Source organism: uncultured Flavobacterium sp., from assembly GCF_963925415.1.
Classification (GTDB): domain Bacteria; phylum Bacteroidota; class Bacteroidia; order Flavobacteriales; family Flavobacteriaceae; genus Flavobacterium.
Window position 1 is genome coordinate 1 of sequence record NZ_CAWUTS010000082.1, and the last position, 11,605, is coordinate 11,605.

Annotated in this window: 13 protein-coding genes and 1 pseudogene; 5 read left to right on the forward strand and 9 right to left on the reverse strand. The window is 30.4% G+C overall.

The features are described 5' to 3' along the window. The 3 genes and pseudogenes from AABM47_RS06360 to AABM47_RS06370 form a co-directional block, all read right to left on the reverse strand. Window positions 1-310: pseudogene (locus AABM47_RS06360) on the reverse strand (DinB family protein); the annotation flags it as partial. Between the two features lie 52 nt (window positions 311-362). Next, window positions 363-830, reverse strand: a complete 468-nt coding sequence (gene msrB, locus AABM47_RS06365; protein ID WP_338410089.1) for a peptide-methionine (R)-S-oxide reductase MsrB — start codon at window positions 828-830, stop codon at window positions 363-365. Window positions 831-883: 53 nt separating this feature from the next. Further along, window positions 884-1,327, reverse strand: coding sequence for a DUF4268 domain-containing protein (locus tag AABM47_RS06370; RefSeq protein WP_338410090.1), 444 nt, complete (start codon window positions 1,325-1,327; stop codon window positions 884-886). Window positions 1,328-1,397: 70 nt separating this feature from the next. Here AABM47_RS06370 and AABM47_RS06375 point away from each other — a divergent pair, with 70 nt between their 5' ends. Next, window positions 1,398-2,039: a CoA pyrophosphatase gene (locus tag AABM47_RS06375; protein WP_338410091.1), complete on the forward strand. Its 642-nt coding sequence runs from the start codon at window positions 1,398-1,400 to the stop codon at window positions 2,037-2,039. Between the two features lie 43 nt (window positions 2,040-2,082). Further along, on the forward strand, window positions 2,083-2,886 hold the full coding sequence (locus AABM47_RS06380) for a lysophospholipid acyltransferase family protein (protein WP_338410092.1): 804 nt from the start codon (window positions 2,083-2,085) through the stop codon (window positions 2,884-2,886). A gap of 20 nt (window positions 2,887-2,906) precedes the next feature. Here AABM47_RS06380 and AABM47_RS06385 read toward each other — a convergent pair whose 3' ends face one another. Both AABM47_RS06385 and AABM47_RS06390 read right to left on the reverse strand, forming a co-directional pair. Further along, window positions 2,907-3,548, reverse strand: coding sequence for a hypothetical protein (locus AABM47_RS06385; protein ID WP_338410093.1), 642 nt, complete (start codon window positions 3,546-3,548; stop codon window positions 2,907-2,909). A gap of 3 nt (window positions 3,549-3,551) precedes the next feature. Then, window positions 3,552-4,046 carry an RNA polymerase sigma factor gene (locus AABM47_RS06390; RefSeq protein WP_338410094.1) on the reverse strand — a complete coding sequence of 165 codons (495 nt, stop codon included), beginning with the start codon at window positions 4,044-4,046 and terminating at the stop codon, window positions 3,552-3,554. Window positions 4,047-4,233: 187 nt separating this feature from the next. On the opposite strand from AABM47_RS06390, the gene AABM47_RS06395 reads away from it, so the two are divergent. Next, entirely contained in the window at window positions 4,234-5,538 is a 1,305-nt protein-coding gene (locus tag AABM47_RS06395; RefSeq protein ID WP_338410095.1) for an NAD(P)/FAD-dependent oxidoreductase, read from the forward strand. Window positions 5,539-5,569: 31 nt separating this feature from the next. Next, a complete protein-coding gene (locus tag AABM47_RS06400; RefSeq protein ID WP_338410096.1) occupies window positions 5,570-6,376 on the forward strand; it encodes a DUF5694 domain-containing protein in 807 nt (268 codons plus the stop codon). On the opposite strand, the gene AABM47_RS06405 is transcribed toward AABM47_RS06400, so the two are convergent. Continuing rightward, window positions 6,366-7,379 (reverse strand): DUF3810 domain-containing protein, encoded by a 1,014-nt coding sequence (locus AABM47_RS06405; RefSeq protein ID WP_338410097.1) that lies wholly within the window; start codon window positions 7,377-7,379, stop codon window positions 6,366-6,368. The two genes, AABM47_RS06400 and AABM47_RS06405, sit on opposite strands and share 11 nt — an antisense overlap. Before the next feature lie 142 nt (window positions 7,380-7,521). Between AABM47_RS06405 and AABM47_RS06410 the strand changes: the two genes are divergently transcribed. Continuing rightward, the gene (locus AABM47_RS06410) at window positions 7,522-8,988 is read left to right on the forward strand and encodes an aminoacyl-histidine dipeptidase (protein WP_338410098.1); all 1,467 of its coding nucleotides are present in this window, start codon (window positions 7,522-7,524) and stop codon (window positions 8,986-8,988) included. Window positions 8,989-9,073: 85 nt separating this feature from the next. On the opposite strand, the gene AABM47_RS06415 is transcribed toward AABM47_RS06410, so the two are convergent. From AABM47_RS06415 to AABM47_RS06425, 3 genes are all read right to left on the reverse strand, one after another. After that, window positions 9,074-10,444: an aldehyde dehydrogenase gene (locus AABM47_RS06415; RefSeq protein WP_338410099.1), complete on the reverse strand. Its 1,371-nt coding sequence runs from the start codon at window positions 10,442-10,444 to the stop codon at window positions 9,074-9,076. A gap of 156 nt (window positions 10,445-10,600) precedes the next feature. Next, entirely contained in the window at window positions 10,601-10,801 is a 201-nt protein-coding gene (locus AABM47_RS06420) for a hypothetical protein (RefSeq protein ID WP_338410100.1), read from the reverse strand. Window positions 10,802-10,990: 189 nt separating this feature from the next. Beyond that, the coding region (locus tag AABM47_RS06425) for an FAD-dependent monooxygenase (RefSeq protein WP_338410101.1) at window positions 10,991-11,605 on the reverse strand (615 nt) is incomplete at its 5' end.

An 11,605-nucleotide genomic window follows, 5' to 3' on the forward strand; every position in this document is an offset into this window, starting at 1 on the left:
TGTTTATACCTTGTTTCAATATTAAATTTTTATTTGGTTTCTCAAGATTATTTACTAAATTTTGCATGCATGTAACAGCATACTCGATATCGGTTTGAATAGCTAAATTACGTTCTCTTAATTCATAATTAATGATTCCTAAGTCATAAAAATGAAGCAAGGTTTGATGCATTTCTATAATATGTCTTGTATGTTCTCCAATACTTGCGTTACCTAATTCAGCAATTGGCTTTGTATATGTTGTAGAATTTAAACTTTGTATAAGAGCACTTATTTCAGTAAATTTTTCTTTTATAGATTCAATGAGCATATAAATAATTTTTAATTTTGTAAAATAATAATTGAAACCTATGTTACAAAAATTATTTTAGAGGTTTAAATTTTATAGAAACAGAATTGGTACAAAAACGTTTTCCCGTAGTTTCTTTTGGCCCATCATCAAAAATGTGACCTAAGTGTCCATCACATTTTGCACAAACTACTTCGGTTCGAAGCATTCCAAAACTGTAATCTTCGTGATACGTTACAGCTCCTTTTTTTGCTTGATCAAAAGATGGCCATCCACAGTCTGATTCAAATTTTGACTCAGATGTAAATAATACATTTTCACAAGCCACACACACGTAGTTTCCTTTTTCAAAATGATCCCAATACTCACCAGAGAAGGCTCTTTCGGTTCCTTTTTCTCTTAATACTTCATATTGTAGAGACGTCAATTTTTTTTTCCAATCTGTTTCAGTTGTACCAATTTCTAGTTTTTTTTCTTCTTTTTTTTGCGATTGGCAGGATTGAAATATTATAATGATTAGAATGACAATAATTTTTTTCATGACTTTATTTTTAGCAATTAAATTTAAAACAATATAAGCTTCAAAACCCTTTTTTAGCTGTTTATTTTCAAGTCTTTTATATAGTCTTCATACTCATAGAAGAAACGTTCAAAAGCATCCATTTTGTCATTAAAAAATTCAAAAACTTCGGGCCATGTGTTTTTATTGTTGCAACTAACATTGCTTTTTTCTACCCAAATGCGGCTTACGGCTTTTCCATTTTCTAAATACAAATTGCGTTCAAATACAGCATCTGGCAAAAAATCTTTTAATAAAATGGTTTTTAAGGATTCAATTTTTTCGAAATAAATGAGTCTGTTTTCATTATCTTTTGGTTCTATTTCTAATAATACCTGAGCTTTTTTATTGTCTACATAAAATTTAAAAGCTACATCTTTAATTTTAGTATTGTATAGCAGCCATTTCCTAGAATTTTCTTCAGAAAATGCAACCCAAAATTCTCTTTTTATACGTTGAACTTCTTCTTTACTAAACATTTTGTAAATTTTATTTGTGTGAGTATCTTAAAATAAATTATCTTTAAACATACTAATAAATTAAAATAACATGCTTTTTGAAGATTTTATTAAATATGTACCAAAAATACGTAAAGAAAAGTTACTAGCATCAGAAGCGCATTTAAAAATGGCACCATTAGATCGAATTTCTTTTTTGAAGGAATTTAATTCTTCCAGGATAGAACCTCGAAAAGCTTGTGTTTTAATGTTGTTTTATCCAAAAGAGGATATGGCCCACTTGGCATTAATAGTTCGAAATTCATATCCAGGCGTTCATTCCTCACAAATAGGTTTTCCTGGAGGTAAAGTAGAATTAATTGATAAAAATTTAGAAGAAACAGCTTTACGAGAAACGCATGAAGAAATAGGTATTCATCCTGATAAAATACAGATTGTCAAGTCGTTTAGCGATATGTATATACCGCCTAGTAATTTTTTAGTGTATCCATTTATGGGTATTTCACATGACGAATTGGTATTTGTACCTGATTTACATGAAGTTGAAAAGGTTTTAGAATTACCTGTATCTCTTTTTTTAGATGATTCAATAGTAACTAATATAAAAATATCCACATCTTACGCAACAGAGATTGATGTGCCTGCATTTAAGGTTAATGATTATTTTGTTTGGGGCGCTACTGCTATGATGATGAGTGAATTAAAGGAAAATATTAAACACGCATTAATTTAATTGATTTTGTTACATTTGTATCTTTAGATTTAATTAGCAAATTATGACTTTTTTTAAGACTAACCCTTTTGGACATATATTATTTTTAAAGAGATGGCTGATACGAATTGCCGGATCTTTATCGCATAGAAGGTACAGAGGGTTTAATGAAATGCAGATTGAAGGATCTGAAATTATTAAAAACTTACCCGATACCAATGTTTTGTTTATTTCAAATCATCAAACTTATTTTGCTGATGTGGTTGCAATGTTTCATGTTTTTAATGCCAGTTTAAAAGGAAGAGAAGATTCTATTAAGAACGTTTGTTATTTATGGAATCCTAAACTTAATTTATATTATGTAGCTGCCAAAGAGACTATGCAAGCTGGTTTGTTACCAAAAATACTTGCCTATGCTGGAGCCATTACCGTTGAAAGGACTTGGCGTACAGAAGGCAAAGATGTTAAAAGAGCGGTTAATCCTAATGATACAGAAAATATAAAAATTGCTTTAGATGACGGATGGGTAATTACCTTTCCTCAAGGTACAACACGTTCGTTTAAACCTGTTAGAAAAGGTACTGCTCATATTATTATGCAACACAGGCCTATTGTTGTTCCTGTTGTAATAGACGGTTTTAGGCGTTCTTTTGATAAAAAAGGATTGCGTATTAAAAAGAAAGGTATTTTACAATCCATGACAATTAAGGCCCCACTTGAAATTGATTATGATGTTGACTCAATAGATGATATAGTCGAAAAAATAGAATATGCTATCGAACAACACGAATCTTTTTTAAAAGTAATTCCATCGGAAGTTATAGAAGAACAAGAATTGCTAAACCAACAAAGAAATTGGAAATATTAAATCACGCGAAAATTTTATTTTTATAGATCTAATTTTTCTAACTCTTCATAATTGCTATTTAATCTTTTTAATAGAACACCGTAAATAAGTTTATAAAACAACCAAAACAGACCTAAAATCCCTAGAGAACATATAAAAAGAATAGTAAATGAAATCATATAAAATCCATTTACATTCATTTTTTCGTTCAATGAATCAATAATTTCAATGATTTTGGGATCAAATTTCATAAAAAATATAAAAAACAACATAATTGATATAAAAATCATTGCTAAATTATACCAAATATAATATTTAACAGTTTTTCTAGTATTTAGGATGCTAGACATTAATTTTTTTATACTATCTGTTGCGCTTATTTTTTTATGATTTCTATAAAAGGCATAAATAAAAAGAAGAACAATTCCATAATTTATGTAGGTCATCACATAAATTGTTTCTTTTAAATGAAGCACTTCGAGTTTTTTTAAGTATTCTTCATCTGTGTTAAAAAGGCCAAATACAGTCCATAGTACAATTTCAAAAACACTAATGATAAAAATCAACTTCACTATAGAAGATGACCTTTTGTGAAGCATTCCATAAATTTCTTTTTCTGTTATTTGATCAAAAGAATGGTCTTTTTTTTTCCAATCTTTTTTTAATATTTCTAATACATCCATTTTTTACGGATTTAATATTTTTTTTAATTTTCCTTTAATACGATTCATTTTTACCCGTGCATTAACCTCAGTTATTCCCAAAGTTTCCGATATTTCAGCATAATTTTTATCTTCTAAATATAAAAAAACCAAAGCTTTTTCAATATCATTCAATTCACTAACAGCACTATATATCAACTTGAGTTGCTCTTCTTCTTCAAAATTGTAATCTTCTTGTTGTACCTTATGGTAGGTGTTGTCAAACTCAATAGTGTCAAGTGTCCGTTTCTTTTTTCGATAAAGTGTTATAGCTGTGTTTAAACCTACTCGATATGCCCAGGTAGTAAATTTTGAATCTCCTCTAAATTTAGGAAACGCCTTCCATAACTGAATCGTAATTTCTTGAAATAAGTCTTTATGAGAGTCATCGTCAGAAGTATATAACCTACAAATCTTGTGGATAATATTTTTGTTTTCTTGCAATTGCTTTACAAAAATTTCTTCTAATTCTTGATTCATATTCTATAAGTATATTATTTCTTTAACTTGTTACAATATAATAATTTTTTAGAACTAATTTTATCCTTTTAATATATCTTTATTACCTTCACATATGTGCATGATAATTACGATGTAAATTTTGTGTTTTGGAGTATCCATTTCTGTTAAAAAAGGTATATTTGCAAGGCATTAAATTTTAATTCAAATGAACATACCTCGTTCCAGTTATCCAAGATTAGTTGTTATAGGTGGAGGATTTGCAGGCATAACGTTGGCTAAAAAACTTCGAAATAAAAACATACAAGTTGTTTTATTAGATAAACACAATTATCATAATTTTCAACCTTTAATGTATCAAGTTGCAACTGGAGGCCTGGAACCCGATTCTATAGCTTACCCAATAAGAAAAGTATTACAAGAAAGCAACAATTTCTATTTTCGTTTAGCTGACGTTAACGAAATTGACCCTAAAAAAAACAAAATATATGCTGATATTGGCGAACTCAAATACGATTATTTAGTAGTAGCAACTGGTTCAAAAACAAATTTTTTTGGTAATAAAGAAATGGAACGCAATTGTATGGCTATGAAAACCATACCTCAATCATTAAATATAAGAAGTTTAATTCTTGAAAATTTTGAGCAAGCGCTTTTAACAAACGACATTAACGAACGAAATAGTTTGATGAATTTTGTATTGGTTGGTGGTGGTCCAACTGGTGTTGAGTTAGCAGGGGCTTTGGCCGAAATGAAAAAAGCTGTATTACCTAAAGATTATCCTGATTTAGATGTGCGAAAAATGGAAATAAACCTCATTCAAAGTGCTGATCGAATTTTGAATACCATGAGCGAACACGCATCTTCAAAAGCTGAAGAATTTTTAATTAAATTAGGAGTAAGTGTATGGAAAAAACTAAGGGTTACAGGATATGATGGACGAATTGTTACTACAAATTCAGATTTAACTTTTGATAGTGCTACAGTTATATGGACTGCGGGAGTGCAAGGAGCTTTAGTAAATGGCTTATCTGCCGAAAGCTTAATAGAAAGAGCCGATAGAATAAAAGTCAATGAATTTAATGAAGTGGTAGGCTATAAAAACATTTTTGCCATTGGCGATATTGCTTATATGGTTACAGATGATTTTCCATTAGGTCACCCTATGATGGCTCAACCTGCGCTTCAACAAGGTAGGCAATTGGCTGAAAATATAGTGAGATTAGTAGACAAAAAAAGCATGAAACCTTTTGAATACAAAGACAAAGGCTCTATGGCAACAATAGGAAGAAACAAAGCTGTTGTAGATTTACCTAACTATAAGTTTAGTGGTATTTTTGCTTGGTTTGTTTGGATGTTTGTGCATTTATTTTCTTTAATTGGTTTCAAAAATAAAGCGGTTGTTTTTCTAAATTGGGTTTACAATTATATTCGTTTTGATAGAGAAGCCCGTTTAATTATTCGACCTTACAAAAAGAAACAAGCTGTTAGTTTTACTAGCGATGAGATATAATATTATTATTAATTTTAAACCGTCGATACTTATGAAACATTTTTTGATTGTTATTTTGTCGATTTTATTTTTTAGTTGTAATCCATTAAGAGATAAAGAAATTAAATCTATCGAAATAGAAAAAATTAGTGTTTTAAATTTTGGTTCAGCACATTTAACCCATACTTCAGATGCAAATACTGCGGTTAGAGATTTAAATGATTTTCAAATAAAAAAGGACATTAATAAAATTGTAAATTGCCTAGTAGCATATAAACCTACTATAATTTGTATTGAGATGCAACCTAATAATAATTCTTTTGTAAATGAAGTTTTTCAAAAATATATAGTAGATCAATCCAATCGATTAAATTATTCAGAAGAATTAAATTCTATAGCATTTGAGACTGGTAGATTAACTGGTGTAAAATACATTTATGGAATAGACGATCAAATGGGTTTTGATTATCCTAGTTTAATTGATTTAGCAAACAGAAATACATCTGATAGTTTATTTGTGGTGAATCAAATGAATTCATATAAAGAAGTAAATAGTTTGCCTTTATTGGAACAATTTTATGAAATAAATACGAAAGAATATAAAATGGAAACGTTTAATTTTTATAATTTTTTAGCAACTATGCATACAAATGAAAAATTGGAAGGTGCTGATATTATTACTGATTTTTATAAACGAAACTTAAGAATGTATTCTAATTTTTGCGATATTCCATTAACAAAAAGCGATAGAGTTTTAATTATTCTGGGAGCTACTCATACTGCTTATTTTGATGTTTTTTTAGAAAATAATCCAAAATATAAAGTAGAAAATACATTGAAATATTTATCTAAGAACTAATTTTTTCATAACCAATAAGTAATCCAATAAACTTACTATAACCTTCCATACCATCCTTTTGCTGGTTTGCTTTTAAGAAATGATCATAAAAATATTCAAAGAAAGTATGAATTGGTGTTTTATAATTATTCCAAAACACATCATTTTCCTTAAAATTTTTTAAAACACCTTTATTGATTTGAGAAAAATAAGACTTGCTTTTACCGTTTTCAATTAGTTCTAAATTATACAAGCAATAATTTAATGCAAAACTGTAGGCAGCATATTGAAAATAATCATCTGTGTTGTTTTTTGCTGCTAAAAACCCTATAAAATTACATTCACTTTCTGACCCAAGACCGGTTTGATGTGCCATTTCATGGCAAATAGTTAATGGAGAAGTATATTTAGGTTTCAAGTAGTTAATTTGAGCTTCATTGGTAAACGGATTTAGATAACCACCAAAACCCATATATGACAAAGGCAAACTAAATAAAGACTCTTTGATACTTTTATTGTAGTAATCTAAATCTTTTAAATCGTTAGGTAATTTGTGATATCCATTTGGGGCCATTTTAAACATTTCTTTTTCAGTATATGGAATAATTACCGCTGTAGTTGAGTTAGAGGTTATTTTAAACTGTAATCTATTAGTTTTAATTAGTATTTCTTGAGTTAAAGCTTCTAAATCTTTTGAAGTATATTCTTTTTCAATTTTCAACTTTTCGTTTAACGGCATTCGATAATAATTCATTCCCCAAAGTGCATGAAATAAAAAATAAAATATAGAAAGTACACTTAAAAAGCTCAGGCTATTTTTTTTCCAATTTTTAAAAAAGTTTTTTTTATTTTTTAAAAACCATTTTACAACTAAAACGAGCATAAAGCCATACATAACATCACCAATTGAAAAGGAAAGACTGCCAAATAAAAATCGAAAAGTTTTTGAAAGTAAAGGGTAAAAACCCATACTGTAGTATTTTTCAACAACTTCAGGATAGTGAGCTAAAGTTTTAACGATCATGATTTGAACAAGCAATAATATAGGTAATAGGTATTTTTTTTGCACGGCTTTAATTTAAAATGTAAATATAACGACAAATCAATTCCTAAAGAAATTAAACTTTGTAACTTTGCTACTTTAAAACTTACAAAAAACAAATAGTATGAGCCAAGAAGTAAGAAACCTAGAGCCAAAAGCACTTTGGAACAAATTTGCCGATTTAAATGCAGTACCACGACCTTCTAAAAAGGAAGAAAGAGTTATTGCTTTTATGATGGATTTTGGAAAAAAATTAGGATTTGAAACCCTAAACGATACCATAGGAAACGTAATTATAAAAAAGCCAGCTTCAGCTGGAATGGAAAACAGAAAAACCATCGTGATGCAATCGCATTTAGACATGGTTCATCAAAAAAATAACGATACTGTTTTTGATTTTGACACACAAGGAATCGAAATGTATGTAGATGGGGATTGGGTGCGTGCAAAAGGAACAACTCTGGGTGCTGATAATGGCTTGGGAGTGGCTACGATTATGGCAATATTAGAGAGTACAACCATCAAACACCCTGCTATTGAGGCTTTGTTTACTATAGATGAAGAGACTGGAATGACCGGAGCAATGGGATTACAAGGTGGTATGCTTGAAGGTGAAATTTTATTGAATTTGGATACTGAAGAAGATGACGAAATAGACATAGGTTGTGCAGGTGGAATAGACGTTACAGCAACTGCAGAATATGATGAAGAAGAGACTCCAGAAAATGCTGTTGCTTATACCATTACCGTAAAAGGACTAAATGGGGGGCATTCAGGTATGGATATTCATAAAGGCTTAGGAAATGCAAACAAAATTATGAATCGTCTTTTATTTGATGCTTTTGATGCTTTTGGATTGCAAATAGCCTCCATACGAGGAGGAAGTTTGCGAAATGCTATTCCACGTGAGAGTGTAGCTCAAGTTGTTATTGCCAATGTATATGATGATGCTTTTGCATTTGATATGCAAGATATTATTAATGAGATTAAAAGCGAATTAAAAACAACCGAACCCCATTTAGAAGTTACAATAGTAAAATCAGAAAATAAACCAGCAAAAGTGATGCCTCCAATGGCTCAATACTTTTTAGTACGGGCTTTATATACGGCACATAATGGTGTATATCGAATGAGTGCCGATTTTGATGATTTAGTAGAAACTTCAAATAATGTTGCAAAAGTTATGGTTGGAGAAGGAAAATTAAGCATTCAATGCTTAACGCGTTCTTCTGTTGAAACAGCCAAATTTGATTTAGCGAATTCCTTGCGTTCAGCTTTTGAACTAATGGGATGCGAAGTTACGTATGAAGGCAATTACCCGGGTTGGACACCCAATGCAAACTCAGAAATACTAGATGTTTTAAGTTCAATTTACGAAAAACAAAATGGCGCTAAAGCTGCTGTTGTAGCTTGTCATGCTGGCTTAGAATGTGGAATTTTAGGAACTCATTATCCAGAGATGGATATGATTTCTTTTGGACCAACTATTAAAGGTGCACACAGCCCCGATGAACGAGCTAGTATTTCTTCAGCACAAAAATATTGGAAATTTGTTTTAGAAGTATTGGAGCATATTCCTATAAAAAAATAAATAAAATAAAAAAACCAAGAACCTCATTTCTAAAAATGAGGTTCTTGGTTTTAAACTAAAGCATTACTACTATTTAATGCTATATTTATTCCATTAGTCGTTTTATCCAATTCATTTTTTTATTAGAATAAGGAGCATATTTTAAACTTGACTCAAACCAAAAAGGCTTATGTAAAATACTTTTGTAATGCGAAAAAGTATCAAACCCCGCTTTTGCATGATAGCTCCCCATTCCGCTAAACCCTACACCACCAAAAGGCAAATTACTGTTTGAAAGTTGCATAATACTTTCGTTTATTGCACCACCTCCAAATGATATTTCGTGTAGTATTTTTTTTATTGTTTCTTTATTTTTAGAATAGATGTAACAAGCCAATGGTTTAGGTCTTTTCTTAATTTCTTGTATAGCCAAATCAATATCTGTAAATATAATTATAGGTAAAATTGGACCAAAAATTTCGTCTTCCATAATTTTGTCATTGAACGAAACATTTTTCAAAATTGTGGGGCTTATAAACCGTGTGTTTCTATCTGTAGAGCCGCCATAACAAATGGTACTGTTGTCAATCAAATCTTTAAGGCGATCAAAATTTGCGGTATTGATAATTTGAGTATAATTGTCTGAAAAATCTTGATGTTTTTTGGGGTATTTATTCAATTCTTCTTTTAAAGCATGTATAAAACGTTCTTCGGCTTTTTGTTCAACAAGAATATAATCTGGCGCAACGCATGTTTGACCTGCGTTTAAAAATTTTGCCCAAGCAATGCGTTTAGCGGTAGTTTTTATATCAGTGTCTGAAAACACAAAAGTGGGGCTTTTTCCACCCAATTCAAGAGTTACAGGCGTTAAGTGTTTAGCTGCAGCTAGATATATTTTTCGGCCTACAGCGCTACTTCCAGTAAAGAATATTTTATCAAAACGGAGTTCCAAAAGAGCTGTTGCAACAGATATCCCTCCTTCTTTAACATAAAAGTAATTGCTATTAAAAGCATTGTTTATTAGGGTTGCCATTACGTTTGAGGTATGCAATGGAAGTTCGCTGGGTTTTAAAACTACCGTGTTTCCTGCGGCAATAGCTGATATAGCAGGTAGTAAAGACAACTGATACGGATAATTCCATGCGCCTATTACCAATATTGTGCCTAATGGTTCAGGGATTATATAACTTTTTGCAGGAAAATTTACCAAGCTAGTGCCAACCTTTTTAAATTGGCTCCATTTTTTTAAATTTTTTACTGCGGTATTTATTTCATGATAAATTAGTGCAAATTCAGACACATAGGTTTCGAATTTTGACTTGCCAAAATCTTTATAAATAGCTTTAAAAAGCAGTTTTTCATTATCTTTTAAAAGAAATTTTATCTTTTTTAACTGTTTTATTCTAAAGCCAATATCTTTTGTTTGGTTTGAATTGAAAAAATCGTTCTGACTTTTTATAATATCTATTGTTTCCATTGCTGCGGTTAATTAAAATTGTGAAGTTGAAACAAGTTTAGTTGCCTTATGTAAACACTAAAGTTAGTAAATAATTACTGACCAAGAAAATCCGCAAGGATTTTCACAAGTATGCAAAAAGCAAACAATAAATTATATATGGTGTTGAGCGTAGTTTTATTCTGTTTTAATTAAATTTATTTCAGTTCTTTTTTCAGTTAACTCAAAAAGTTTGTTGTCGATAATATACATTTTGGCTTCAGAGTCTTTTAATATTAGACTGTCTCCTTTTTTATACTTTCCAACATAAACTTTTCCGTCATTATTTTGTCGCACAGATAAAAAATATTCCGTATTATTTCGTTCCTGATAATTCATAAACCACAAACTGTCTTGTCCTGAAATATGGATACAGTTAATAATTATGGTACAACGTTTAGTATAAGAGCAGTAGCGAATTAAATTGCACTTGCTTTTCAGATAGCAAGATACTTAATTAAACGCAAAAACGGTTCGAGTTTACACCCAAACCGCTATAGCTTTTATACATTTTTGTATGCCTTTTTTTTATTCCATATTTAAAGTTTGTTGGCTTTGAAGTATTTCTACTAATACTTTTGGCGATACTATTTTTCTGTTTTCAGGCGCAAAATAAGATGCCGATTTTCTACTGTGATTATACAATTCTTTTCCTCTGAAAACGGTATTTTGATTGTACAGATTTAGTGATTCGTCTATGTTTTTTCCTTGTTTGAAAGCGTTTTCTAAAACGACCGCATCTACCATTGCAGAATATGCACCTGCACCTGTTCTCGGACTTGCCATATGTGCGGCATCTCCTAAAAGCACAACTCTATTATTTACAACTTTTTCAGTTACAAATTCCCAAACCGGGTGAGGGGATACTTTGCCGTATTGAATGGCAGTTTCCCAAAATTTTAAAGTAGGCTTGTCAAATAAATGGTCTATAAAAGGCAAAAACCAATTGGGTAATTGTTTGAAATTTTGAGTACTTACTTGTCTGTTTTTCGTTGGTTTCTCTACTTCCGATTCGGGCATTGCCATATACACACCACAATTCCATAAAGATTCTTGGTTGGCTCCGATAAAAGGAAATCCAAGGGTTTCGTAACGTATTCCATTGATGGTTTTACTTCCATTTGGTGGGTAGCCAATTTTGTC